The sequence below is a fragment of the Rhodococcus sp. 5G237 genome (assembly GCF_053764735.1).
Genome location: NZ_JBSNCD010000013.1, coordinates 39,600 through 62,861 on the forward strand (window position 1 = coordinate 39,600; position 23,262 = coordinate 62,861).

Annotated in this window: 26 protein-coding genes; 14 read left to right on the forward strand and 12 right to left on the reverse strand. The window is 69.3% G+C overall.

Annotated features, from left to right (window positions below; all coding sequences use genetic code 11):
- The first annotated feature begins 67 nt into the window (after positions 1 to 67).
- Positions 68 to 1,243, forward strand: a complete 1,176-nt coding sequence (locus ACWPOC_RS24615) for an oxygenase MpaB family protein (protein WP_120280002.1) — start codon at positions 68 to 70, stop codon at positions 1,241 to 1,243.
- 44 nt (positions 1,244 to 1,287) lie between these two features.
- Here ACWPOC_RS24615 and ACWPOC_RS24620 read toward each other — a convergent pair whose 3' ends face one another.
- From ACWPOC_RS24620 to ACWPOC_RS24640, 5 genes are read right to left on the reverse strand one after another with little or no spacing between them, the layout of a single operon-like run.
- Positions 1,288 to 1,851 (reverse strand): hypothetical protein, encoded by a 564-nt coding sequence (locus tag ACWPOC_RS24620; protein ID WP_060650735.1) that lies wholly within the window; start codon positions 1,849 to 1,851, stop codon positions 1,288 to 1,290.
- Entirely contained in the window at positions 1,848 to 2,855 is a 1,008-nt protein-coding gene (locus ACWPOC_RS24625) for a DUF6286 domain-containing Asp23/Gls24 family envelope stress response protein (RefSeq protein WP_120280001.1), read from the reverse strand. Before ACWPOC_RS24625 ends, ACWPOC_RS24620 begins: the two co-directional genes overlap by 4 nt.
- The gene (locus ACWPOC_RS24630) at positions 2,848 to 3,042 is read right to left on the reverse strand and encodes a hypothetical protein (RefSeq protein ID WP_006552248.1); all 195 of its coding nucleotides are present in this window, start codon (positions 3,040 to 3,042) and stop codon (positions 2,848 to 2,850) included. Before ACWPOC_RS24630 ends, ACWPOC_RS24625 begins: the two co-directional genes overlap by 8 nt.
- Complete coding sequence (locus ACWPOC_RS24635; RefSeq protein ID WP_120280000.1) at positions 3,039 to 3,350, reverse strand: hypothetical protein; 312 nt, start codon at positions 3,348 to 3,350, stop codon at positions 3,039 to 3,041. The genes ACWPOC_RS24630 and ACWPOC_RS24635 overlap by 4 nt, the downstream gene beginning before the upstream one ends.
- Positions 3,347 to 3,808: an Asp23/Gls24 family envelope stress response protein gene (locus ACWPOC_RS24640; protein ID WP_120283568.1), complete on the reverse strand. Its 462-nt coding sequence runs from the start codon at positions 3,806 to 3,808 to the stop codon at positions 3,347 to 3,349. Before ACWPOC_RS24640 ends, ACWPOC_RS24635 begins: the two co-directional genes overlap by 4 nt.
- Before the next feature lie 210 nt (positions 3,809 to 4,018).
- Here ACWPOC_RS24640 and ACWPOC_RS24645 point away from each other — a divergent pair, with 210 nt between their 5' ends.
- The 3 genes from ACWPOC_RS24645 (at position 4,019) to ACWPOC_RS24655 (ending at position 7,509) form a co-directional block, all read left to right on the forward strand.
- A complete protein-coding gene (locus tag ACWPOC_RS24645) occupies positions 4,019 to 5,224 on the forward strand; it encodes an FAD-dependent oxidoreductase (protein WP_120279999.1) in 1,206 nt (401 codons plus the stop codon).
- A gap of 68 nt (positions 5,225 to 5,292) precedes the next feature.
- Positions 5,293 to 6,096 (forward strand): aspartate/glutamate racemase family protein, encoded by an 804-nt coding sequence (locus ACWPOC_RS24650; RefSeq protein WP_120279998.1) that lies wholly within the window; start codon positions 5,293 to 5,295, stop codon positions 6,094 to 6,096.
- A gap of 162 nt (positions 6,097 to 6,258) precedes the next feature.
- Complete coding sequence (locus ACWPOC_RS24655) at positions 6,259 to 7,509, forward strand: MFS transporter (RefSeq protein ID WP_120279997.1); 1,251 nt, start codon at positions 6,259 to 6,261, stop codon at positions 7,507 to 7,509.
- Positions 7,510 to 7,561: 52 nt separating this feature from the next.
- On the opposite strand, the gene ACWPOC_RS24660 is transcribed toward ACWPOC_RS24655, so the two are convergent.
- On the reverse strand, positions 7,562 to 8,617 hold the full coding sequence (locus ACWPOC_RS24660; protein WP_120279996.1) for a ferredoxin--NADP reductase: 1,056 nt from the start codon (positions 8,615 to 8,617) through the stop codon (positions 7,562 to 7,564).
- 299 nt (positions 8,618 to 8,916) lie between these two features.
- On the opposite strand from ACWPOC_RS24660, the gene mdo reads away from it, so the two are divergent.
- From mdo to madC, 3 genes are all read left to right on the forward strand, one after another.
- Positions 8,917 to 10,188, forward strand: coding sequence for an NDMA-dependent methanol dehydrogenase (gene mdo, locus ACWPOC_RS24665; RefSeq protein WP_120279995.1), 1,272 nt, complete (start codon positions 8,917 to 8,919; stop codon positions 10,186 to 10,188).
- 80 nt (positions 10,189 to 10,268) lie between these two features.
- A complete protein-coding gene (locus tag ACWPOC_RS24670; protein ID WP_120279994.1) occupies positions 10,269 to 11,357 on the forward strand; it encodes a MadB family AAA-type ATPase in 1,089 nt (362 codons plus the stop codon).
- A gap of 7 nt (positions 11,358 to 11,364) precedes the next feature.
- Positions 11,365 to 12,906, forward strand: a complete 1,542-nt coding sequence (gene madC / locus ACWPOC_RS24675; protein WP_455409459.1) for a MadC family VWA domain-containing protein — start codon at positions 11,365 to 11,367, stop codon at positions 12,904 to 12,906.
- A 7-nt stretch (positions 12,907 to 12,913) separates the two neighbouring features.
- On the opposite strand, the gene ACWPOC_RS24680 is transcribed toward madC, so the two are convergent.
- On the reverse strand, positions 12,914 to 13,399 hold the full coding sequence (locus ACWPOC_RS24680; RefSeq protein WP_120279993.1) for an SRPBCC family protein: 486 nt from the start codon (positions 13,397 to 13,399) through the stop codon (positions 12,914 to 12,916).
- Positions 13,400 to 13,425: 26 nt separating this feature from the next.
- Positions 13,426 to 13,785, reverse strand: a complete 360-nt coding sequence (locus ACWPOC_RS24685) for an ArsR/SmtB family transcription factor (RefSeq protein ID WP_120279992.1) — start codon at positions 13,783 to 13,785, stop codon at positions 13,426 to 13,428.
- A gap of 158 nt (positions 13,786 to 13,943) precedes the next feature.
- Here ACWPOC_RS24685 and ggt point away from each other — a divergent pair, with 158 nt between their 5' ends.
- From ggt to ACWPOC_RS24705, 4 genes are all read left to right on the forward strand, one after another.
- Positions 13,944 to 15,956 carry a gamma-glutamyltransferase gene (ggt, locus tag ACWPOC_RS24690; protein WP_120279991.1) on the forward strand — a complete coding sequence of 671 codons (2,013 nt, stop codon included), beginning with the start codon at positions 13,944 to 13,946 and terminating at the stop codon, positions 15,954 to 15,956.
- Between the two features lie 166 nt (positions 15,957 to 16,122).
- The gene (locus tag ACWPOC_RS24695) at positions 16,123 to 17,355 is read left to right on the forward strand and encodes an iron-containing alcohol dehydrogenase (RefSeq protein WP_120279990.1); all 1,233 of its coding nucleotides are present in this window, start codon (positions 16,123 to 16,125) and stop codon (positions 17,353 to 17,355) included.
- Positions 17,352 to 18,725 (forward strand): MadS family sensor histidine kinase, encoded by a 1,374-nt coding sequence (locus ACWPOC_RS24700; protein ID WP_120279989.1) that lies wholly within the window; start codon positions 17,352 to 17,354, stop codon positions 18,723 to 18,725. The genes ACWPOC_RS24695 and ACWPOC_RS24700 overlap by 4 nt, the downstream gene beginning before the upstream one ends.
- Positions 18,722 to 19,399: a MadR family response regulator transcription factor gene (locus ACWPOC_RS24705; protein WP_060650749.1), complete on the forward strand. Its 678-nt coding sequence runs from the start codon at positions 18,722 to 18,724 to the stop codon at positions 19,397 to 19,399. The genes ACWPOC_RS24700 and ACWPOC_RS24705 overlap by 4 nt, the downstream gene beginning before the upstream one ends.
- 21 nt (positions 19,400 to 19,420) lie before the next feature.
- On the opposite strand, the gene ACWPOC_RS24710 is transcribed toward ACWPOC_RS24705, so the two are convergent.
- On the reverse strand, positions 19,421 to 19,765 hold the full coding sequence (locus tag ACWPOC_RS24710; protein WP_059383276.1) for a winged helix-turn-helix transcriptional regulator: 345 nt from the start codon (positions 19,763 to 19,765) through the stop codon (positions 19,421 to 19,423).
- A 131-nt stretch (positions 19,766 to 19,896) separates the two neighbouring features.
- Between ACWPOC_RS24710 and ACWPOC_RS24715 the strand changes: the two genes are divergently transcribed.
- Positions 19,897 to 20,787, forward strand: a complete 891-nt coding sequence (locus ACWPOC_RS24715) for an NAD(P)H-dependent oxidoreductase (RefSeq protein WP_120279988.1) — start codon at positions 19,897 to 19,899, stop codon at positions 20,785 to 20,787.
- Here ACWPOC_RS24715 and ACWPOC_RS24720 read toward each other — a convergent pair.
- The 3 genes from ACWPOC_RS24720 to mftR all read right to left on the reverse strand — a co-directional run bounded on the left by ACWPOC_RS24720 (position 20,710) and on the right by mftR (position 22,703).
- On the reverse strand, positions 20,710 to 21,156 hold the full coding sequence (locus ACWPOC_RS24720; protein WP_120279987.1) for a hypothetical protein: 447 nt from the start codon (positions 21,154 to 21,156) through the stop codon (positions 20,710 to 20,712). The two genes, ACWPOC_RS24715 and ACWPOC_RS24720, sit on opposite strands and share 78 nt — an antisense overlap.
- A gap of 81 nt (positions 21,157 to 21,237) precedes the next feature.
- Positions 21,238 to 22,041, reverse strand: a complete 804-nt coding sequence (gene mftM, locus ACWPOC_RS24725; RefSeq protein ID WP_120279986.1) for a mycofactocin oligosaccharide methyltransferase MftM — start codon at positions 22,039 to 22,041, stop codon at positions 21,238 to 21,240.
- Positions 22,038 to 22,703 (reverse strand): mycofactocin system transcriptional regulator, encoded by a 666-nt coding sequence (mftR, locus tag ACWPOC_RS24730; protein WP_120279985.1) that lies wholly within the window; start codon positions 22,701 to 22,703, stop codon positions 22,038 to 22,040. The genes mftM and mftR overlap by 4 nt, the downstream gene beginning before the upstream one ends.
- A gap of 119 nt (positions 22,704 to 22,822) precedes the next feature.
- Between mftR and mftA the strand changes: the two genes are divergently transcribed.
- Both mftA and mftB read left to right on the forward strand, forming a co-directional pair.
- Positions 22,823 to 22,918: a mycofactocin precursor MftA gene (mftA, locus tag ACWPOC_RS24735; protein ID WP_006553546.1), complete on the forward strand. Its 96-nt coding sequence runs from the start codon at positions 22,823 to 22,825 to the stop codon at positions 22,916 to 22,918.
- Position 22,919: 1 nt separating this feature from the next.
- Positions 22,920 to 23,252 (forward strand): mycofactocin biosynthesis chaperone MftB, encoded by a 333-nt coding sequence (gene mftB, locus ACWPOC_RS24740; RefSeq protein WP_372473772.1) that lies wholly within the window; start codon positions 22,920 to 22,922, stop codon positions 23,250 to 23,252.
- The last annotated feature ends 10 nt before the right edge of the window (positions 23,253 to 23,262 follow it).

Consider the following 23,262-nt stretch of genomic DNA (forward strand, 5'->3'; position numbering starts at 1 on the left):
TGTTGCTGCGCGGGGAGCTCATGAAAAGTGAATAGTAAGTGAGGATTCCTCGTGTTTCCATGGATGCATGGAGCGACGTATCCCACGTGATCTCGTCAACGCCGACCTTGCTGTGCGCCGATACGCAGATCTCGGCGAGCGCTGGCTCGACGGCATGTGGCAGGCCGACCCGCCGGCCGACGCCGTGGTGAACGACGACTTCGGTCCGACCTCCGCGACCGACGCCGTGCGCGTCGCACTCGCCGACGGTGTCGACGCGGTCCCCGACGCACCCGAATCCCTGCGAGAGCTGTTCGCCTTCCTCGACGACGAACCCGCCTGGGTCGACCACGACCGCATCGACAACGCCGCCGACGCGCTCGTGCGGCACACCCCGATCCTCGGCATGGTGCTCGGTGCCGCGTCGCTGCTGCGCGGTGCCGGAAACTTCATCGCCGGAAAGCCTCTCGCGCTCACAGGCCGCTATGTGAGTCAGCCGGCCGTGCGGTCGGTCGAGGTCGGGGAGTGGCTGCGGCACGTCCTCACTCGCGGCGGAATGCGCCGCGACGGAGGCGGATTCGCGTTCACGGTGCGGGTGCGCCTGATCCACGCCCACGTGCGCAAGGGCATCCTCGCGAGCGGAGTGTGGGACGAGGACGCCTGGGGAGTGCCGATCCCGCAGTCGTACATGGCGCTGACGATGGCCGAGTTCGGGCACATCGCGGTCGAGGCGATGCAGATCCTCGGGGTGCGCTTCACCGATCGCGAACTCGACGACATCTACCACCTGTGGCGATATGTCGGGCACGTGATCGGGATGGGCGAGGAACTGGGCCTGCGCACCGAACGCGACCACATCGCGGTCGAGGACCTCTACCGGCTCACCTCGCCCGGCCCCAGCGACGAGGACCGGGAGTTCGTCACCGCGTTGACCGAGCAATATCTCGTCCCGGAGCTGGCGAACCTGCTGCCGGGCACCGCGCCGATCCGGACGACGGTCGCCCGCACGGTGATGCACTCGCTGCAGCGGGTGTTCATCGGTGACGCCGACGCCGACGCCCTGCACATCCCGGACAGCCCGCTCAAGCACGTACTCGGGCGCGTCGGGCCGCTGCTCGCGCTCGTCAACCGCGTCCAGGAACTCCGCTATCCGGACCTCGAACGCACCACACAGCGGGCGTACAAGGTGCGCGATGTGGCGATGGACCGGATGCGCGTGGACTACCGCGTCGAGCACGACCTCGTGGACGCGGCCCGAAGCTGAGCCGCCCCGGGCCGGATGGGCTCCGGACCCCCGGGCGGGTGGGCTCAGTGGACGTCCACGGCCGGGTCGAGATGCACGAGGACCTGCGTCGCCACGTGCGCCCCACCGAGAGCCCGCGCGACCCGCTGGGCGGCGTCCTCCGCCGCTTCCGTCAGTTCGGTGACGTCGATGGTCGGGTCGGCGTGCACCACCACCGAGAGCGTCGGCAGGTGGCGTTCGACGACCGCACGCCCGCGCACGGCCCGCACACCGGGCAGGGCGGCGAGTTCCGCTGCGACACCGTCGGCGACGGGACCGAGTTCGACACCGAGGGTGGCGTCGGTGACCTGGTCGTAGAGCTGCACGGTCGACGTGCGCCGGCGCGACAGGTTGACGGCGAGCAACGCGATGCCGAGCACGAGTCCGCCCGCGAAGACCGACCACAGGGCAGGTGTCCACCACGACTGGTCCGGGACGTCGGTCACGCGGGGACGGTCGAGACGCGAGAGTTGCTCTCGGGCCAGGGGAACCTGCCACACCCACGCGAGGGCGAACGCGCCGGCACCGGCGAGGGCGAGGCCCGCCAGGAAGGTGACGAGCCGATTCGCCAGCACGGTACGGAGTTTCACCGAGCCACCTCCACCACGAGTTCGACGGGGTCGGCGAGCGCCGCGAGGTTCGGGGCGACCGCGCCGCGCACGGAAGCGGTGATCTCGTCGATCGGTGTCTCGTCCTCGATCGAGATGCGCACCAGGGCACGGCGACGGTCGACGACCGTGCGGGCCGTGCGCACGCCGGTGAGCGCGGACGCGTGGGCGCTGCACATGCGTGCGACGTCCGTGCGCCGCATCCACACCGTGGGCACCGGCCCCGCGACCTGCAGCGGCACATGCGTCCGGCGGCGGGGTTTGAGGGCGACGACGATCAGGACGATCCCGAGGACGAGGCAGACGCCCGCGACGGGTGCGAGCCAGGTGTGCCAGTGCAGGCGGCCGAACCACTCGAAGGAGTTGCGCAGCCACGGGGCACCGCCGTACGTCCCGTTGACGATGAGCAGTTCCCGGGCGGCGACGAACGACAGGGCGAGCGCCGCGATCGCCACGATCGCGGCGGCGGGTGCGGCCGCAGGCGGCGCCAGCGGCGGCAGAGGAGCGACGGTGGGGATGTCGGGATGCGGAGTGGTCCGCGCCGCGACGATGTCGGATTCCAGGTACTCGACGGGTGGCTGCGCCTCGTCGGTCTCGCCCTCCTCGACGAGCGCGGTCGCGACGATGAGCACGTTGAGTTCGCTGATGCGCATGCCCGTCAGGTCGTGCAGTTGACGTTCGACCGCGTCGTGGACCCGGCGGGTGAGCATCGCCGCGTCGTACGGCCATTCGGCGGCGATGTAGAGATTCACCGCGACGGCCTTCGCGCCGGTGGTGACGTCGGCCCGGGGCAGGTCGCGGCCGGTGAGACGCAGGATGCCACCTCCGCTGTGCCGCACCACACCGGGAACGCCGAGCGCGGCGGCCGCGGCGATGCGTTCGATCGCACGGTCCTTGACGACGAGGCTGCCGCGTTCGCCCGGGGGAACGACCCCGGTCCCGGTGTCGTCGGATGTCCCGACGTCGGACGCGGTGGGGTCAGCCACGGCCCCGACTCCTCAGCAGGGCGCCGAGGTCGAGGTGGCCGTCGCGATGGGCGCCGATCGCGGCACCGAGCGCGCCGAGCAGTACGGCGAACAGCAGACCGCTGAACCCGCCGATGATGCCGGCGAGAGCCAGGAGCAGCCCCGCGAGGAGTCCGACGACGGTGTTGCTGACGGGTGTGTGGTTCACGATGGGGCTCCTTCTCGTTCACCGGCCTGGACGTCTTCGATCGTCACCTGGACGGGCACATCCACCAGCGGGGACACCCGGACGCGGACGGCGTCGGCGACGGCCGGGAGATCGGCGGGGATCCGCACGACGATGTGCACGGCGCACAGCTGATCGGTCAGCCGCACACCTTCGACCCGTCGGCCGGGCAGATACGTGGCGACCTCCCCGAATGCGCCGCGGTGCAGACCCACGACGCCGGGAACGGACAGCGCGGCGTCCGCGACCAGGTCGGCCGCGTTCGCCTGCGCTGCGGATCCGGGGTTCACTGCACGCGGGGTTTGGCGTCGTCGGTGAGGGCCGCGGCCTCTTCGTGGAGCATGACGTCGAAGACCGTGATGTTGACCTCGGTGACCTCGAGTCCCGTCATGCGCTCGACCGCGGCGATGACGTTGTGCCGGATGGCGACGGCGAGTTCGTGCAGCGCAACGCCGTATTCGGCGACGATGCCGATGTCGATCGCGGCCTGACGCTCACCGACCTCGACGGCGACACCCTGTCCGTGGTTGATGCGCGCACCGGGGATGCGGTCGCGCAGTGCGCCCACGACGCGGGCGGTGCCGGCGCCCACCTCGATGACGCCGCTGATCTCGCGGGTCGCGAGCCCCGCGATCTTGGCCACCACCGCGTCCGCGATGATCGTGCGGCCCTGCGGGTCGGCGGGTCCGGTGGAGGTTCCGGCGCCGAACTGTATGCGGCTGATACCTGCGCCGCTGTCGCTGGTCATGAGGGCTCCCAGGTAGGTGTACCGGTCGTGGTCCGTGCTCGATCCTGTGCTGGATCCCATTGTCCTCACGGTGCCTCGAACTCTAACGGCCGACGTAGGTCTGTCGCCCGCCGTCGCCGTTTGGTAAGAACGTGGGACGCAGGGTGGGATGCATCACTACCGCGCGGCACGCGCATGCGTGTCCCAGACGAAGCGAAGGATGGGCCGAGGGTGTCGAACGAGCGGGAGACCGAGAGTACGCCGGAGCGCGTCGTCGTCGTGGGCGCCGGTCTGGCGGCGGTACGTACCGCCGAGGAGCTGCGCCGCGCCGGATACGAGGGCGAACTCGTGCTCGTCGGCGACGAGACGCACCTGCCCTACGACCGCCCGCCCCTGTCGAAGGAGGTCCTGCGAGGCGATCGCGACGACACGACCCTCCGGCCGAGCGAGTTCTTCGGTGAGAACCGCATCGAACTGATGCTCGGTGCCGCGGCCCGCTCTGTCGACACCGCGTCGCGCACCCTCACGCTCAGCGACGGCACCGAACTCGGCTACGACGAACTCGTCGTCGCCACGGGTCTGCGGCCCCGCCGCATCCCCGGTCTGCCGGATCTTGCCGGAGTCCACGTCCTGCGGTCGCTCGAGGACAGCCGCGCGCTGCGCGAGGCGATCGTTCCGGGTGCCCGCGCCCTCGTCGTCGGTGCCGGGTTCATCGGGTGCGAGGTCGCGGCGAGCCTGCGGGCGCGCGAGGTCGAGGTCGTGCTGGTCGAACCGCAGCCCACTCCGCTCGCGTCGGTGCTCGGTGCCGAGGTCGGTGCTCTTGTCACCCGCCTGCACACCGCCGAGGGTGTCGACGTGCGTGCCGGCGTCGGATTGTCGGAGATCCGCGGCGACGAACGTGTCACCTCCGCCGTCCTCGGCGACGGCAGCGAGATCGACGTCGACCTCGTGGTGCTGGGCATCGGTTCGATCCCGGCCACCGAGTGGCTCGAGGGATCGGGTGTCGAGGTCGAGAACGGTGTCGTGTGCGACGGCACGGGCCGCACCTCCACCCCGCACGTGTGGGCGGTCGGCGACGTCGCGTCCTGGCAGGTACCGGCCGGTGGGCGCAGGCGCATCGAGCATTGGACGAACGCCGGCGAGCAGGCATCCGTCCTCGCGAAGACCATCATGGGTGTCGAGGCCGGGGCGGCCGCGCAGGTGCCCTACTTCTGGAGCGACCAGTACGACATCAAGATCCAGGGCCTCGGTGCGGTCACCGCCGACGACACGGTGCACGTCGTACGCGACGACGGCCGCAAGTTCCTCGCGTACTACGAGCGCGACGGCAGGCTCGTCGGCGCTGTGGGCGGCGGCCTGCCCGCGCTGGTCATGAAGTCGCGCGCGAAGATCGCCGCGGGCGCCCCGATCGACGAGCTGCTCACCGCGGCGGTCTAGGGGAGTGGTGCTGCGCGCCGCACCGACCGCCGTCGGGCCGGCCGCGCGCGACCCGCTAGATTCGTAGGGTGATCGTTGCGCTCATCGACTCGGGTCTCGGGCTCTTGCCGACGTCCGCGTGGCTGCGACGGTTGCGTCCCGAGCTCGACCTCATGTTGTCGACGGATCCCGACGGCGCCCCGTGGGGCCCGAAGTCTCCGGGCTGGGTGATCGACCGGGTCGTCACCACCGCCCGTCGCGCCGTCGATCGCGGCGCCGAGGTGGTCGTGCTCCCGTGCAACACCGCATCGGTGACCGCTCTCGAACACGTCCGGGCCGATCTCGGTCCGTCGGTGCCCGTGGTGGGCACGGTCCCCGCCGTCAAGCCCGCGGCCGCCGCGTGCGATTCGGTGGCGATCTGGGCCACCGCAGCGACCACCGCGAGCAGGTACCAGGCGAATCTGATCGAACAGTTCGCGAACGGGTCCGAGGTCGTCGGCGTGGCGTGTCACGGACTTGCCGACGCGATCGATGCGGGCGATCGGGTGGCCGTCGCCGCAGCGGTCGCCTCCGCGGCCGAGCGCACCCCTCGGGACGTCCAGGGTGTGGTTCTCGGCTGCACCCACTACCCGCTGGTCGCCGACACCATCACCGAACACCTGCCGGCCGGAGTGCGCCTGTTCGACAGCGCCGAGGCCGTCGCACGGCAGACGCTGCGCCGGATCGATGCGCTCGGGCGACCCGCCTCGGGGTCGGGCCGTGTCGAGGTCTTCCGCAGCGGTGTGCCCGGAGAGTTGCCGCCGGCCGCGACGGTCTTCGCCGCCGGTCGCGCCCTGCTCGCGGCGCCCGGCGACATGCGGGACGAGGACGTCGAGGACGCGACCTCCCTCTGAGTGTCCGAGCGCCCTGTGGGCGGCCGGAGGAATACTTCGCCGAGCGAAGTATGTTGGTGAAGGGGTGTTCACCGATTCGCGCGGGGGCGCATCGTTCGTGTCCGCGTGGGACACGCCGTTCGTTTCCCGCGTGGAACACGCCGATCACCTTATGGAGGTTCGATGACTGCTCCCGTACAGCCCCGCGGCCGCATCCGCTCGTTCGGTTTCGCCGTGGTCGGCCTGGGAGCGTTCACCCTCACCGCATCGTCGTCGGCACCGTCACCGCTGTACCCCGTCTACCAGCAGATGTGGGGATTCTCCGCGGCGATGCTCACGGTGGTGTTCGCGGTCTACGTGCTCGCACTGCTCGCGGCGCTCGTGACGGTGGGGTCGCTGTCCGACCACGTCGGGCGCAGACCCGTGATCGTGACGGCCCTGCTGTTGCTCGCGGCGAGCATGATGGTCTTCATCGCCTCCCCGGGGGTGGGGTGGCTGATCGTCGCGCGGATCCTGCAGGGTCTCGCGGTGGGCGCGGCGACGAGCGCGCTGGCGGCGGCCGTGATCGAGATGCAGCCGAACAGGCACATCGGTCCGCTGATCAACACCGCGGCGCCGTCGCTCGGCCTCGCGCTCGGTGCGGCGGGAGCCGGCGTACTCGTGCAGTTCGCGCCGTTCCCGACGGTCCTGAGTTATGCGGTCGTCGGCGTTCTCGCCGTCGTGCTGGCGATCGCGCTGATCTTCGTACCGGAGACGTCGCCGTCGGTGGGTTTCCCGTCGCGACGCGACGCCCTGCGCAGCCTGGTGCCGAGCGCGTCGGTGCCGCGTGAGGTCCGGGGCCGCTATCTGCTCATCCTGCCCAGTCTGATGTCGGCGTGGGCGCTCGGCGGGTTGTACATGTCGCTGGGGCCCTCGATCGTCGACTCGGTGTTCGGGATCGACAACCGGCTCGCCGCGGGTCTGGCGATCGGCACGCTGTTCACGGCGGGAACGGTCGCGGCGACCACCACGGCCCGCCGCGACCCCCATCGCATCGTGATCCTCGGGGCCGTGCTGCTCGCGACGGGACTGGCCGCGGTGATCACCGCGCTCCTCACGGGATGGGTCGCGGTGTACTACGCGGGTACCGCGGTCGCCGGCTTCGGCTGGGGTTCGACCTTCGTCGCGGCCATGGGCGTGGTCGGCTCGCTCGGCCGACCTCACGAGCGCGGCCGGATCTTCGCGACGACCTTCGTCGTCTGCTACTTCGCGTTCTCGGTGCCCGCGATGGCCGCCGGGGTGGCGGCCGGATCGTTCGGCCTGATGTCCACCGCCGTCGGCTACGGCGTGATCGTCGCCGTGCTGGCGCTCGTGGCCGGGGTCGGCGTGCTCGTGCGCATGCCGAAACCCGACTCCGCCGGGATGCGGGAAGTGCCCGTCCCCGCACGTTCGTAGGGGCCGGGCACTTCCGCAGAGAGAGTGAGCAGCGGGGCGTGAGTCCGCCGGATCAGAACTCGATCTTGAGGTGGTCGGTCACCGGCCGCGCCTGGCAACCGAGGATGTAGCCCGCCTCGATGTCCTCGGGGTCGAGCACGTCGCAGTTCTCCATCTCGACCTTGCCCTCGAGCACGGTGCACGCGCACGATCCGCATTCGCCCTCCTGGCACGAATACGGCACGTCGATGCCCTTCGCGAGCATGATGTCGACGAGGGTCTGCTTGCGCGGCCACGACAGCTTGTGGACCTCGCCGTCGAGCTCGACCTCGACGGTCGCGGCGTCGGCGGCGTCCTCGTCGCTGACCTCGACCGGCGCCTGGTCGGCGAACGGGTCGCCCGATAGCGAGTTGAAGACCTCGGCGTGCACGCGGGCGCGGGGCATGCCCACGATGTTCAGTGCCTGGTGGACCGTGTCCATGAACGGTCCGGGACCGCACATGAACGCCTCGTACGACTCGTAGGGCGTTGCGATCGCTGCGAGCTGGTCGGCGGTGGGCAGACCCTGGACGGACTCGAGCCAGTGCACGACGGTCAGGCGCGTCGGGTACTTCTCCGCGAGAGCCCGCAGCTCCTCGGCGAAGATGACGGACTTCTCGTCGCGGTTGGCGTAGACCAGCACCACCTTGCCGCCGCCCTGGGTGAGCGCGGACTTGAGGATCGAGATCACCGGGGTGATGCCGCTGCCGGCGCCGAACAGCAGGAAGTCGTGGTCGAGCGACTTCGGGGTGAAGACACCCGCGGGCGGCAGCACCTCGATGGTCTGTCCGGCCGCGATGTTGTCGCACAGCCAGTTGGATCCGTAACCGTCGGCGGTGCGCTTGACGGTGACCTTGGGGGCGTCGTCGGTGAACGGGGAGCTCGCGAGCGAGTAGCAGCGGGCCACGGAGCCCGTCCGGTCGCTCGGGATGCGCAGGGTGAGGAACTGGCCCGGCCGGTAGGCGAATTTGTCGCGCAGCTCGTCCGGGACGGCGAACACGATCGACCGCGTGTCGGCGGTCTCCTCGACGACGGCGGACACGGTGAGGATCACCGAGCGTGAGCCGTGGGGCACCTCGACAGTCGTCATGGGTGGGTCTCGTCCTCTCCTGCAAAGATGGCCGCGCACGACCGAATCTAGAACGTGTTCTAATTAAGGTTACCAGCGCGCATGGGATGAGGAAAACGGTACCGGCACTGCTCGGGCGGGTGCGGCGCCCACCCGGTCAGCGGGAGGTGCCCTACCCGAACGGACGGTGACCCCACGGCGACCGGACGGTTTCGGCCGCTACGTCTTTCACGCCTCGCAGCTCTGGTCGATGGTGAATCGCGGATGAGGTCCACATCACACTCCCGATCCGCTCCACCCCCTCTGCGAGGAGATACACCATGGCAATCGAGCTCAATCAGATCTGGGACTTCCCGATCAAGGAATTCCATCCCTTCCCCCGCGCGCTGATGGGTGTCGGCGCCCACGACATCCTCGGCGTCGAGGCGAAGAACCTCGGCTTCGAGCGCGCCCTGCTGATGACCACCGGCCTGCGCGGATCGGGGATCATCGAGGAGCTCATCGGCAAGATCGAGTACCAGGGCGTCGAGGTCGTCCTCTACGACAAGGTCGAGTCCAACCCCAAGGACTACAACGTCATGGAGGCCGCGGCGCTCTACCAGAAGGAGAAGTGCGACTCGATCATCTCCGTCGGTGGCGGATCGAGCCACGACGCCGCGAAGGGCGCCCGCGTCGTGATCGCCCACGACGGCCGCAACATCAACGAGTTCGAGGGCTTCGCGAAGTCCACCAACAAGGAGAATCCGCCGCACATCGCCGTCTCCACGACCGCCGGCACCGGCTCCGAGACGTCCTGGGCGTACGTCATCACCGACACCTCCGACATGGACCACCCACACAAGTGGGTCGGCTTCGACGAGGCCACGATCGTCACCCTCGCGATCGACGACCCGCTGCTCTACTACAGCTGCCCCCAGCACTTCACCGCCTACTGCGGCTTCGACGTCCTCGCCCACGGCTCCGAGCCGTACGTCTCCCGGCTGGACTTCGCCCCGTCGCTCGGCAACGCCCTGTACTCGATCGAGCTCGTCGCAAAGCACCTGCGTGAAGCGGTCTTCGAGCCACGCAACCTCAAGGCCCGCGAAGGCATGATGAACGCCCAGTACATCGCCGCGCAGGCCTTCAACTCCGGTGGCCTCGGCATCGTGCACTCCATCTCGCATGCCGTCTCGGCCTTCTTCGACAGCCACCACGGCCTCAACAACGCCATCGCCCTGCCGCGCGTGTGGGAGTACAACCTGCCCTCCCGCTACGAGCACTACGCCCGCATCGCCACCGCGATGGGCGTGGACACCCGCAACATGACCACCGTCCAGGCCGCCGACGCGGCGGTCGAAGCGGCGATCCGTCTCGCGAAGGACGTCGGTATCCCCGACAACTTCGGTCAGGTGCGCACCGACTCGTACGAGAAGAACCAGATGAACACCAAGAAGTACGCGGGTCGCGGAGACACGATCTGCGGCGACGAGAAGACCGTGCGCGCCATCTCCGAGCACATCCAGGACGACTGGTGCACCCCGGGCAATCCCCGCGAGGTCACCGTCGACTCGATGATCCCGGTCGTCGACCACTGCATCAACCGGTCCTACTGAGAACCCGCGCTCCCGGGGCGTCCCCTGCGCCCCGGGAGCGCCCTGCTCCGCTGCGACCACGCCACAGAAGGAGACCCCGGATGACCCCGTTCGCCTCGGGCGCCGAGTTGAAGGATGCGCTGCGCCGGCACGACTACATCGCCGACGACGAGTTCGCGACCGTCGTGCACCTCGCCACCGCACTCGAGCGGCCCCTGCTGCTCGAAGGCCCCGCCGGGGTCGGCAAGACCGAACTGGCCAAGGCGCTCGCCGCGGTCGGCGGCCGGAAACTGGTTCGACTGCAGTGCTACGAAGGGCTCGACGACAGCCGCGCCCTCTACGAGTGGGACTACGCCAAACAGCTGCTGCACGTGCAGATGCTGCGCGACCGCATCGGCGAACTGCTCGCCGGTCACGCCGACCTCGCGGACGCGTCGAAGTTTCTCGCGCAGCAGGACTTCGGGCTGTACTCGGAGACCTTCCTGTCGGTCCGTCCGCTGCTCGAGGCCGTGCTCTCGGAGGAGCCGGTGGTCCTGCTCGTCGACGAGGTGGACCGCACCGAGGAGTCCATGGAGGCGCTGTTGCTCGAGGTGCTCGCCGAACGGCAGGTGACGATCCCCGAGGTCGGCACGTTCACGGCCCGGTCCACACCGTGGGTGATCCTGACCTCCAACGACACTCGCGAGTTGTCGCCCGCGCTCAAGCGTCGCTGCCTGCACTACCACGTCGGATACCCGACACCCGAGCGTGAACGCGAGATCGTCACCGCGCGGGTGCCGGACGTGCGCCCAGGAACGGCCCACCAGATCGTCGACCTGTCCCGGAGCCTGCGCGACCTGCCGCTGCGCAAGAGCCCCTCGATCTCGGAGGTCATCGACGCCGCGCGTGCGGCGACGGTGATGGGGCACGACGCCGACGACCCCGATTCGCTGGGCGGCATGCGCGACGTGCTGTTGGCGACGCTGCTCAAGTACACCGGCGACGTCGACCTCGCGAAGACCCGGCTCGGCGGTGCGGCACCGGCAACCGCGGTGTCCGAACCGATCGCGTCCGAAGCGAGTGCGCCGGAACCTGTTCCGGTGCGTGAACGCGTGACGGTCGCATCACGCCCGGCGAACACCACGACCGCCGTCTTCCGGGGACGCGGTGGTGGCGGTCGCGACGCCGCGGGCAGCGGACTGCGGGGGTGACCCCGCAATGCACGCATCCCGGGTCACACGGGTGACCGCGCTCGACGAGCGTCGCCCCCGCTACGTGCTCGACGTGGTAGCGGCGGTGTTCGGCCTGCTCCTGCGACGCCACGGTGTCGCGGCGTCACCGGCGGAGAGCATCGAGGTGCGCCGGGTGCTCGACCTGGTCCCCGTCCGCGAACGGGATTCACTGCGCTCGTGCCTGCGGGCGGTGTGCGCCAAGTACCCGCACGAGCGGGCCGGTTTCGAGCGCGCCTTCGACGAGTTGTTCGGTGCGGTCGACGCCGCCGTCGCCGCGAGCGGCGGCGGCCCCGCCCGGGCGCAGTTCGCCGAATCCCTACCAGCGGCGCTCGAGATCGGCGACGACCCGAGCATCGCGCGCTACGCCGAGTACAACGACCGCGCAGCCGAGGTCGGCGACCACTTCGACACCCCGGAGGCCCGCAAGGGGTTCAACCCGCACAAGGACGACGACGATGTGTCGATGACGTCGTCCGATGCCGATCTGTCGGTGGACACCGGTGCGGACTCGGGCCGTCGCGGCGTCACCTACACCGTCGACGTCGAGAATGCGGCGACCACGACGGTGGGTGATCTGTCCGGTGAACCGGGTGCTGCGGTCGTCGGATCGCTGTCGTGGGACGACCCGGCGTCGATCCTCGCGTGGCTCGACGCCTACGACCCGCACCGCACGTACGGAGGAGAGGTCCTCGACGAACCTCTCTCCGCCTCACAACTCGCGCGACTCGTGGACGCGGTCGAGGCCTTCGTCGCCTCGCTCGCCGCCGCGGTGCCGGGCGCCGAGGGCGTCGAGGCACCCGAATCGCACGACGCCGCCGGCATCGATCGTGCCGAGATCGAGCTCGCGTGCCACGAGGTGCTGCGCCGCATGCGCGGACCGGTCCGGCCCCATCCTCGTGAGCGGACCCGCGGACGGCTCGACATGCGCAGGACCGCCCGAGCGGGGATGCGGACCGACGGAGTGCCGTTCCGGCTCGTCGTCCGCGCGCCCCGCCCCGACCGGGTGCGACTGCTCGTCCTCGCCGACGTCTCGCTGTCGGTCCGTCCGATCACCGCGTTCACGCTCCGGCTCGCCCAGGCGATGCACGGGCGGGCGCACCGGTGCCGGGTGATCGCCTTCGTCGATCGTCCGGTGGACGTGACGACACAGTTGCTGGCCGCCGGCGGCGACGGTGCCCTGGCCGCCGTACTCGCCCATCCCGCAGTCGATCTCGAAGCGAGCAGCGACTACGGCCGGACGTTCGACGAACTGCTCACCGAGCACTCCGGATCGATCGACGGCCGGACATCGGTGCTGGTCGTGGGGGACGGGCGCTGCAACGGCCTGCCCCCGCGCACCGACCGGCTCGAGGAACTCCGTCGCCGCGTGCACCGCCTCGCGTGGATCACGCCCGAACCCGAGCGGTACTGGACACAGGCGACCTGCGCGATGCCCGACTACGCCGAACTGTGCGACGAGGTGGTCGTCGCCCGCGACGGCGCGCAACTGCTCGCGCGCGCCGCCGAACTCGGCCACGCCCTGCGGTGAACGGCGCTCACCGTTTCGCGGACCCGGCCAACAGCTCCTCGAGTCGTTCGAAGCCCTCGGTCAGGCCGGTCTCCATACCCGATTCCGCCATGCCGTCGCGGGCCTCCTGGCTCGGGTACACGGAATGGCCGACCAGCTTGCAGCGGCCGTTCCCGAGGTCGACGAAGGTGAGCGTCTCGAGGCTCACCACGTCCGGGAACCCGAGATATTCGAAGGTCTGGACGATGAGCTCGTTCTCGCGGACGGTGTGGAAGACACCCGCGAAGCGGTAGCTGCCGCTGTCGTCGGAGTGTTCGTAGCGGTACGAACCGCCGGTGCGGAGGTCGTACTCCTCGATCTTCATCTCCAGGCCGCGCGGGCCGAGCCACTGTGAGACGAGATCGGGGTCCTTGTGGGCGCGGAAGACGTCCTCGACGGGAAAGTCGAACTCCCGCTCGTAATCGATGAAGGGGACGCCCTCCGGGATCGAGAGGGTGACTGCGTTGCTGCTCATGATGGTCCTCCTAAGATCGGGGTGGGCTACGCACCCCGTGGACGATCGGGGGCCGCTTCCCGGGCCAGCACGGCGTCGAGACCGCGGAACTGCTGCTCCTTCACCAACCGGTAGCGGTCGATCCAGGAGGTCAGCATCTCCAGCCGTGCGGGGTTCAGGTGGACGGGCCGGCGCTGGGCGTCGCGCGTGCGCGTGACGAGCCCTGCGTGTTCGAGCACCCGAATGTGTTTCGAGATCGCCTGTGTGGTGATCGCGAAGGGTTCCGCGAGTTCGGTGACCGTGGCCGGGCCCCGGCTGAGCCGGGCGACGATGCGGCGGCGGACCGGATCGGCCAGGGCGGTGAACGCCAGGTCGAGCGCGGTGTCGTCCCCGTCGTCGTCGTACACGATCGCCTCCGTTTATGAACCTTCCGGTTTATCAACCATCCGGTTGAATAAAGGATGCTCCCCGGACCACGACCGTGTCAAGGGGTTCGGGGAGCGGACGCGAACCGATCGCGGTCGAATTCCCTACGGGCACTCACGCGCCCGGCTACGGTCGGTGAATGGTCCTGCCCTCGAGAGTCCGGTCCGGTGTCCGCGCGGCCTTCGCCGCGGCCGTCTCGATCACCCTCCTCGGCGCGTGTACGTCCGCGTCGGGTGATACGGAAGCGGGCGATATGGAGTCGGGCGGTACAGCTGACGTGCAGGAGACTGCGGCAGCCGCGACCTGCACCGCCGAACCCAACGGCACCCCGATCACCGATACGCAGCCGGCGACGGAGACCGGGGATCGCGACATCTCCACGAACCCCGAGATCGCGACCGGTTACCGCGCCGGCATGACCGCGGTGACCACCTCCTCCTTCGCCGTGTCGACGGCCAATCCCGCATCCACCGAAGCGGCATGCGAGGTCCTGCGCGACGGTGGGACCGCGGCCGACGCACTCGTCGCCGCCCAGATGGTCCTCGGTCTCGTCGAACCCCAGTCGTCGGGTATCGGCGGCGGAGCGTTCCTGGTGTACTACGACGCCGAGTCCGGTGAGGTGAAGGCATACGACGGCCGCGAGACGGCACCGATGTCCGCGACCGAGAACTATCTACGCTGGATCAGCGACACCGATCGCACCGAACCCCGCCCCGACGCGCGTGCGAGCGGCCGCTCGATCGGCGTGCCCGGCGTCGTGCGGATGCTCGAAACCGTCCACGCGGAGCACGGGAGTGCCGCCTGGGGCGAATTGTTCCGCCCCGCCATCGATCTCGCCGATCAGGGCATCGTGATCAGCGACCGTCTGGCGCAGTCGATCGCCGATTCCGCCGAGCAGCTCGCCGTCGACGACGAGGCTCGCGCCTACTTCCTGCAGGCCGACGGCTCGCCCAAGCCCGAAGGTGAGATCCTCACGAATCCGGCGATGTCCAAGACACTCTCGGCGATCGCCACCGACGGCGCCGACGCCTTCTACACCGGTGACATCGCGGCCGGCATCGTCGAGTCCACCGGCACCGATTCCGGCGGGCGTACACCCGGAACGATGACCCTCGAGGATCTCGCCGTCTACGAGGCGAAGGAACGGCAACCACTGTGCACGTCCTACCGCGAGTACGAGATCTGCGGGATGCCCAACCCGTCCTCGGGTGGCATGGCGGTCGCGGCGACGCTCGGCATCCTCGAGAACTTCGACCTCGCGTCACTGCCACCGTCCGACGTCGACGCGGACGGTGGCGTCCCCGACGCGGACGCGGTGCACCTGATCTCCGAGGCCGAACGACTCGCCTACGCCGATCGCGACAAGTACGTCGCCGATGCCGATTTCGTGCCCCTGCCGGGTGGCTCGCTCGAGACTCTGGTGAACCCGGACTACCTGTCCGAACGCGCAGGGCTGATCGACCCCGGCAAGAGCATGGGCAAGGCGCAGCCCGGCGACTTCGGTCCGGTCCCGCTCGGCATGCCGCCGCAGAGCCCCGAGCACGGCACCAGCCACATCTCGGTCGCGGACAGCTACGGCAACGTCGCATCCATGACGACCACGATCGAGTCGGCCTTCGGCTCGTTCCACATGACCGACGGTTTCCTCCTCAACAACCAGCTCACCGACTTCTCGGCCGAACCGGTCGACGAGGACGGACTGCCCGTCGCCAACCGCGTCGAACCCGGCAAGCGGCCGCGCAGCTCGATGGCCCCCACGCTCGTCTTCGATCGCACCCCCGACGGCGGTCGCGGCGACATCCGGATGGTGGTCGGGTCGCCGGGTGGCTCGGTGATCATCCAGTTCGTCGTCAAGACACTCGTGAACACCCTCGACTGGGGACTCGACCCGCAGCAGGCCGTCTCGGCCGTGTCGTTCGGCGCCGCGAACACCCCCGTCACCGGGGTCGGCGGCGAACATCCGGCGATCGACGGTGCCGACGACGGAGCGAACGATCCACTCGTGCAGCAGCTCCGCGACATGGGCCACGAGGTGTCCGTCGCCCCGCAGTCCAGTGGGCTGAGCGCGCTGCTGCGTCAGGGGGAGGGATGGGTCGGTGGCGCCGACCCCCGCCGCGAGGGCGCCGTGATGGGCGATACCGGCGGGCAGTGACGGAGTCGGCGCCGAGCGCTGATCGACGCCCGTGACCTACCCTGTGGGATAGGTGCCGACCTCCCCATCGGTCCGGTGCGTCCCGTGCCCGCTCCGCCCGACAACCCGTGCACCGTAAGCTGGATCACACAGGTGCGCGGATCGTGCGGATCGTCAGGAGTGAACAGTGGCCGTCGTCATGCCGGGACACCAGAACACGACCCATCCCCGTGCTTCCGCGACCCCTCGGGACGACCACCCCGCTTCGGGGCCTGCCCTGGTCAAGTTCCACGCTCCCGAGATCGTCTTCGGGGAGGGCTCGCTCGTCGAAGCGGCCCACGCCGCGGTTCGGCTCGGCGGTGTCCGCCCCATGCTCGTCACCGACCCGGGGCTGATCGAGGCCGGGTGGGTCGACGAACTCCTGCAGCACCTGCGTGATCAGGGGGTCGACGCCACTGTGTGGGCCGGTCTCACCCCCAATCCCAAGGACCACGAGGTCGCGGCCGGCCACGAGCTGTACCGGTCGCGGGGCTGCGACGTCCTCGTCGCGCTGGGCGGTGGCTCGGTGATCGACGCTGCGAAGGGCGTCGCGATCCTCGCCGCCAACGGCGGCAACATCCTCGACTACGAGGGCGTCGACCGTGCGCCGTTGCCCATCCCGCCGATGGTCATGGTGCCGTCGACGTCCGGGACGGGAGCCGACGTCTCCCAGTTCTGCGTGGTCACCGACACCGCGCGCGGCAGCAAGATCACCATCATCGGCCGGTCGCTCGTCCCCGACCTCACGGTGATCGATCCGCGACTGCTCACCACCATGCCCGCCGACCTCAACGCCGCCACCGGACTCGACGCCCTCACCCACGGCATCGAGGCGTTCGTCTCCCGCGCCCACAACCCCCTCACCGACCATCACGCACTGCGGGCGGTGGGCATGGTCACCGGCACGCTCGTGCGCACGATCGACGACCCGACCTACATGCCCGCTCGCGCCACCATGGCCCAGGCCAGTCTCGAGGCCGGACTCGCGTTCACCAACGCGATCCTCGGTGCCGCCCACGCGATGAGCCATCAGGTCGGCGGTCTGCTCGACCTGCCGCACGGGGTCATCAACGGCGTGCTCCTGCCGCACGTCATCCGGTTCAACGGTGCCGACGATCCCGAGCCGTTCGTCCAGGTCGCCGCGACCCTCGGTCTGGAGGAGGCGCGCGGTGCCGCGCCCGAGGCCGTCGAGGCCGTCGCGTCGCGCATCGACGCGCTCGCCCGCCAGGTGGGCGTGCCGCGTGGACTGCGCCAACTCGGTGTGCGGGAGGAAGACCTGCCGCGACTAGCCGAGGGAGCACTGCGCGACGCGTGCATGTCGACGAATCCGCGTACCGCGACCCGCGACCAGATGATCGAGTTGTTCCGGACGGCGCTGTGAGTGCTCCCGACCTGTCGGCATTGACCGGACTCCGCTCCGGGAAGTCGACCTTCTATCCGCAGTACCGCGGCGCCGCCGAACGACTCGAACGCGTCGTCCACGCACTCGAACTGATCTCCCGGGCACTGGTGCGTACGGTCGAGGGGCCGGAGACGCTCATCTGCGCCGTCGCCGAAGCCGCCCGTGCGCACCTGAGCGCGACGTGGGTTGCTTTCGCCCTCGCCGACGGTGTCCTGCCCGATGCCGGGCCGCGCAGGCTCGTGCTCGGCCCCGACGCCACTCCCTTCCTCGTCGACAACGTCGAGGGTCCGCCCCTGCCCGATGAGGTCGTGGCCCTGCTCGACGCCGTGCGTACCGGTGCCGTCGAACGTCGCGAGCTGGTCGAGAACCACCACGTGTTCGTGCCCATCGTCCTCGACGGGGGAGTCGCCGGTGCCATCGCCGCGTGGACGCCGGACCACCGCGTCCTCGACACCACCGACCGCGCCGTCCTGTCGATCCTCGCCAGCCAGACCGCGGTCGCGCTGCAGAACTCGGCGCTCTACCAACGCGGACAACTCCTGCTCGAACGCGCCGAGCAGGCCTACCGCGAAGCGAACCGCTCCGCCGCCGATCTGCAGGCACGCAACGAGGAACTCGAAGCGACCCTGAAGAAACTCGCTCTCACGCAGCGGCAGCTGGGCGTCGCCCACCGGAACCAGGCCCTCGACGAGGAACGCCACCGCATCGCGCGCGAACTCCACGACAGCGTCACGCAGGCCGTGCTCTCGGCGGGCATGCAGATCGAGGTGTGCCGCAGCGACATCCCCGACGCCGAACGCAGCGAACGACTCGACCTCGCCAAGGAACTCACCCGCGGTGCCGTCGAGCAGTTGCGGTCTGCGATCTACGCGCTGAACCGGCCGTCCGACTCCGAACGGATGTCGTTGCCGGAGATGCTCGAACAGCTCAGCGTGGCCCACATGCCGGGCGAACTCGAGGTCAAGACGAGGATGGGTGGCACACCGGTCGAGTTGAGCGGCGAGGCCGAGCACGCCCTGCTCCGGATCGCCGGCGAAGCGCTGTTCAACGCGGCGGTGCACGCCAACGCGCGTCGCGTGGTGCTGCGGCTGAGTTACGGACGCGATGCGGTCCTGCTGTCGGTGGCCGACGACGGCGACGGCGACCCGGCGCGTCTGCGGGTGATGCTGCGACTCGCCGCCAACGATCTCGACGGGAGCCATCGCGGTCTCGCGAACATGCAGGCCCGCGCCCGCGAACTCGGCGGCACCCTCGAGGTGCGTCGTTCCCGGTTCGGTGGAGTGCGGATCGCGGCCCGTATCCCGTTGCAGGACAATGCTGTAGCTCAACAGGTGGGAGAACCGTCATGACCGTCACACCACCGCAGGCGACCCCGCGGGCGCGGCCCGGCACGGTGCGCATCGCACTCGTCGACGACCACGCGATCCTCCGCCAGGGACTCCGCTCGATCCTCGACCGCGAACCGGATCTCGAAGTGGTGGGGGAGGCCTCGACGGACGTGGAGGCGCTCGCGCTCGTCGACCGCATGCGTCCCGACATCGTGCTGCTCGATCTCAAGCTCTCGGCCGGATCGGACTTCGAAGGGCTGGGATTGTGCGGGCGGCTGTCCTCGGCGCACCCGGGCATCGGTCTGCTCGTGCTCACCACCTTCCTCGACGAACAACTCGTCGTGCGGGCGGTGCACGCGGGCGCGCGTGGTTACGTCGTCAAGGATGTCGACACCACCGAGCTGGTGCGCGCCATCCGGGCGGTCTCCCGCGGCGAGAGCGCCTTCGACTCGCGCAGCGCGGCGGCGGTCGTGCGTTCGCTCAACGGGCAGGGCACATCCGCCGAACAGTTGACCGGCCGCGAACTCGAGGTGCTGAAGCTTCTCGCCGCCGGCATGTCGAACGTGAAGATCGGTGAGCAGCTGTTCATCTCGGCCACCACCGTGAAGTTCCACGTCAGCAACATCATGCGCAAGCTCGGGGTGAGCCGCCGGGCCGAGGCGGTCTACGCCGCCAGCAAGCAGGGGCTGATCTGACCGCCCGGCCCCTTCCGGCACTCAGCTCTGCGCGGTGAGCCTGCTGCTGTAGGCCGCACCCCAGTCGTCGAGCCACGCGACGGCCGGCTCGAGGGTCCGGCCGAGCTCGGTCAGTTCGTACTCCACCCGCGGCGGCACCTCGGCGAAGACCGTGCGCGACACGATCCCGTCGGCCTCCAGTTCGCGGAGCTGCCGGGTGAGCACCCGCGCGCTGACGGGACCGACCCGCCGACCCAGTTCGCCGAACCGGCAGGGCCCGTCGATCAGGTTCTTGACGATCGTGAGCTTCCACGCGCCCCCGAGAACCGCCACGGCGATCTCCACCGGGCACACCTGCATCGCCGTCTCCACGGCCTTCCGTGTCATCGGAACTCCTGTGCCGTCGAAATTTCCCGTCATCGGAACTTCCTGGTCATCGCCGATGGTTACCTTTCGGTCCGTATGTGATCGCAAAGTGCGTACTTCCCATACCGTTCCCGTCCCCAGACTATGGAGACATGGCCGAGAAGAACAGTGCAGAAAAGGACAGCGTCGAGAAGGACAGCGTCGAGAAGGGCAGCGTTCTGTGGGTGCACGCCCATCCGGACGACGCCTCACTGGGGCACGCCCTCGTCCGCTCGGGGGTGGCACGACTACGCGAGTCGGGCACGCACGTCGCGATCTCGGATCTCTACGCGATGAACTGGAATCCGGTGCTCTCCGGCGCCGACTTCGGTGCGGCGCCGGGGAGAACGTTGTCGGAGCGGCAGAAGAACGCCACGGCGACCGGGCTCCTCACCGACGACATCCGCCACGAACAGGACGCACTGCGCGCCGCCGACCACCTCGTGGTGTCGTTCCCGCTGTGGTGGTACGGCACGCCGGCGATCCTGAAGGGATGGTTCGACCGCGTGTTCACCCACGGTTTCGCGTTCGGTGTCCGCGACGAGCACGGGCGCGTCCGCAGATACGGCGACGGGGGACTGGCGGGCAGAACGATGCTCGCCGTCGTCACGGCGGGCGATCGGGCCGCAGCGCTCGGACCGCGCGGAATCAGCGGGTCGATCGATCACGTGCTGTGGCCGCTCCTGCACGGCACGGGCTTCTACACCGGAATGCGGGTACTCCGACCGCATCTCGTCGCGAGCGCCGACCGACTCGACGAGGAGGACTTCCTGCGCGAGGAGCATCGGTTGCACGATCGTCTCGACGGCTTGTCGTCGGAATCCGGAATCCCGTACAGGCCGCTGCGCGGAGGAGAGTACGACCGCGAACACGTGCTGGTCGACCACGTCTGCCCGGGCGAGTACGGACCCGACGTCCACACCGCGTCAGCGTCCGGTCGGAGCAGGCGAGTGAAGCGGCACGAGTACCGACAGTGCGCCGGTGTACAGGATCAGGCGCAGTAGCGGTCCGCCTCGAAGAAGCTGCCGGGTGATCTCCCGGACCCGTCGGCCCTCGTCCTCACCCGGCGGCGCGGCGAGCACGATCGCGGGACCCGTCCCGGGCCGGACCGCGGTGACGAGCAGGCACTCCTCGACGGTGGTGAGTACCGGAATGTCGTTCGTGCCGTCGGTCTTTCCGATCGCCACGGCGTCGTAGTCGGAGTCGTCCGCGTCATCGTGGTAGACGAGCAGCCGCACGTCCGGCCGCTCGGGGAGCGGCCGACAGTCCGTCACCACTCCGGACGACGATGACATCTCCCGGTCCGCGGCGCGGCGGGGGAGGACGACGCGGCGGGTCGTCCAGCCGAAGTGGCTCTCGACGATCTGGTCCATCGCGCCACCTCCTTCCGTCCACACCGGGTATTCGTCGCCGGACGGGAATCGGATGGGCGGGCAGGCGGATGGCCCGGTGGATCACCCGATGACGAGCCACCCGCCGTGGTGTTCGAACACCTCGAAGGGACGCCCGGTGCTGCGTCCGAGTTCCTCGAGCGCGGGCAGGTCGAAGGTGCGCACGTGTCCGTGGCAGACCGTGGCCTCGTCCTCGAACGGTACCGCGACCACCACCCGCTCCCGGGCGATCCGTAGCGCTTCGGCGAGGATCGTGGCACCGAGGGCGTCGTCGACGTGCTCGAGCAGGTGGATCGCGGTGACGGTGTCGGCGCTGCCGTCGGGGACCGGGACGTTCGCCGCGTCGCACACGAGTGTGTCGACGTGCAGTCCGAGCCGCGGTGCGACCGCATCGAGCAGGCGCATCGTGCCGGGCAGGATGTCGGTGGCGGTGACGGCGGTGCCGGCGGCCGCGAGTCGCAACGGCAGGAAACCGAAACACGACCCCAGGTCGAGCACGCTCCCACGGACGAGTTCGGCGGCCCGATCGTGGATGGGCGCGAAATCGGCTGTACCGTCGAGCAGTTCGCCGAGCGAGTTGCGGTAGTAGGTGACCCACGAGTCGAGGGCACCCGGCACCGTGGAACGGACGAGTCCCACCATCGTCAGTTCGAACTCGTCCTGGCCGAACTCGGCGTCCTGGATCGAGGAGGTCACCTCGGCGACGAGGCGCTCGCTGATCTGCTCGGCCGTGAGGGAATGCGTGACGTGGAGCCGGTCGTCCTCGCGCCGGACGTTCAGCGGTCCGGCGGGTACGCGTTCGACCGTCACGTGGTCGTGTGTCCACCGGCCCGGGCTGCAGGGAGCGAGCGAATCGAGCAGGGTCATTGTTTCGCAACCTTTTTCGGAGGTGTGGCAGGGGGAGGCGTGGAAGGGGAGTGCGGGTCACTGTAGTCGAGACCGGCGGTCAGTGTCCCCATCCCGATGGCCAGGTATTCGTGCAGGTCCGATCCGGGTTCGTCGAGCCACGCCTCGTAGGCGGAGATCGCGACACCGAGCAGCAGATAGCCGACCGTGCGGGGGATGTGGTCGTCGGGATCCGCCCCGATACGACGGGCGACGAACTCGGCGACGACACGTCTCCACCCTTGGTACATCACCGACGAATAGCCCTGCAGTGCGGGCGTGTGCAGGATGAGCCCCATCCGCGCGCGGTGTCGTTCGGTCTCGCTGTCGGGGAAGGAGTTGAAGTCGTGCAGGGCGGTGGTGAGCGCTGCCGAGAGCGGGACGTCCTCGGGGATCGTTTCGAGGCTCGCGCGCATGCCGGCGAGGTGTTCGTCGAAGTTTCCCCAGGCCACCTCGTTCTTCGACGGGAAGTAGCGGAAGAAGGTGCGTCGGGCAATGCCGGCCGCCTCGGCGATGTCGTCGATGCTCGTCTCGTCGAAGCCCGCCTCCATGAACAGCTCGATGCCGATTGCGGCGAGTTCCTCTTTCGAGGTGGACGGGCGGCGACCTATCCGAGCGGACGGTTTCCCGCGGCTACGCGTCATTCTTCCTCCCGGAGGCGTGACATTCTGCACTCGATGCCATTACAGTGGTGAACCGGCTCACAGCGCAAGTCCGCTGTGACGACCGACTCCGATCCAGGAGAAGAAACCGAGGAGGAAACATGTCCGATCGTGACAACGCCGTGATCGAATCCGATCTGATCGAGGAGTCCCTCGTCGAAGAGGTCTCCATCGACGGCATGTGCGGCGTGTACTGACATGACCGCACCCGGAGCCACCGACGTGTCCCCCGTAGCAATGGACACCGGGATAGCAATGGACACCGAGATGTTCGATCCGGGTGCCGGCTGGCGGCTCCACCCGCAGGTAGCGCTTCGCCCCGAGCCGTTCGGGGCGTTGCTCTACCACTTCGGCACCCGCAAGTTGTCGTTCCTGAAGAACACCGTCATCGTCGACGTCGTCCGATCCCTCGGCGACCACGGTTCGGTGCGAGAAGCGTTGCGAGCGCACGGGATCGACGAGAACGCCGAGCGGCCCTACGTGCGTGCCCTGGGCACCCTGGCCGATTCGCACATGATCGTTCCTGCCTGACGTCTGTAAG

Bases quoted from the DNA above. Each gene is read 5' to 3' on its own strand.
- ACWPOC_RS24720 (WP_120279987.1), bottom strand. From the start codon at position 21,156: ATGGACCAGATCGTCGAGAGCCACTTCGGCTGGACGACCCGCCGCGTC.
- ACWPOC_RS24615 (WP_120280002.1), top strand. From the start codon at position 68: ATGGAGCGACGTATCCCACGTGATCTCGTCAACGCCGACCTTGCTGTG.
- ggt (WP_120279991.1), top strand. From the start codon at position 13,944: ATGGTCCTGCCCTCGAGAGTCCGGTCCGGTGTCCGCGCGGCCTTCGCC.
- ACWPOC_RS24680 (WP_120279993.1), bottom strand. From the start codon at position 13,399: ATGAGCAGCAACGCAGTCACCCTCTCGATCCCGGAGGGCGTCCCCTTC.
- ACWPOC_RS24710 (WP_059383276.1), bottom strand. From the start codon at position 19,765: ATGACACGGAAGGCCGTGGAGACGGCGATGCAGGTGTGCCCGGTGGAG.
- mftB (WP_372473772.1), top strand. From the start codon at position 22,920: ATGACCGCACCCGGAGCCACCGACGTGTCCCCCGTAGCAATGGACACC.
- ACWPOC_RS24660 (WP_120279996.1), bottom strand. From the start codon at position 8,617: ATGACGACTGTCGAGGTGCCCCACGGCTCACGCTCGGTGATCCTCACC.
- ACWPOC_RS24715 (WP_120279988.1), top strand. From the start codon at position 19,897: ATGGCCGAGAAGAACAGTGCAGAAAAGGACAGCGTCGAGAAGGACAGC.
- mftM (WP_120279986.1), bottom strand. From the start codon at position 22,041: ATGACCCTGCTCGATTCGCTCGCTCCCTGCAGCCCGGGCCGGTGGACA.
- ACWPOC_RS24655 (WP_120279997.1), top strand. From the start codon at position 6,259: ATGACTGCTCCCGTACAGCCCCGCGGCCGCATCCGCTCGTTCGGTTTC.
- ACWPOC_RS24705 (WP_060650749.1), top strand. From the start codon at position 18,722: ATGACCGTCACACCACCGCAGGCGACCCCGCGGGCGCGGCCCGGCACG.
- madC (WP_455409459.1), top strand. From the start codon at position 11,365: ATGCACGCATCCCGGGTCACACGGGTGACCGCGCTCGACGAGCGTCGC.
- ACWPOC_RS24670 (WP_120279994.1), top strand. From the start codon at position 10,269: ATGACCCCGTTCGCCTCGGGCGCCGAGTTGAAGGATGCGCTGCGCCGG.
- ACWPOC_RS24640 (WP_120283568.1), bottom strand. From the start codon at position 3,808: ATGACCAGCGACAGCGGCGCAGGTATCAGCCGCATACAGTTCGGCGCC.
- mftR (WP_120279985.1), bottom strand. From the start codon at position 22,703: ATGACGCGTAGCCGCGGGAAACCGTCCGCTCGGATAGGTCGCCGCCCG.
- mftA (WP_006553546.1), top strand. From the start codon at position 22,823: ATGTCCGATCGTGACAACGCCGTGATCGAATCCGATCTGATCGAGGAG.
- mdo (WP_120279995.1), top strand. From the start codon at position 8,917: ATGGCAATCGAGCTCAATCAGATCTGGGACTTCCCGATCAAGGAATTC.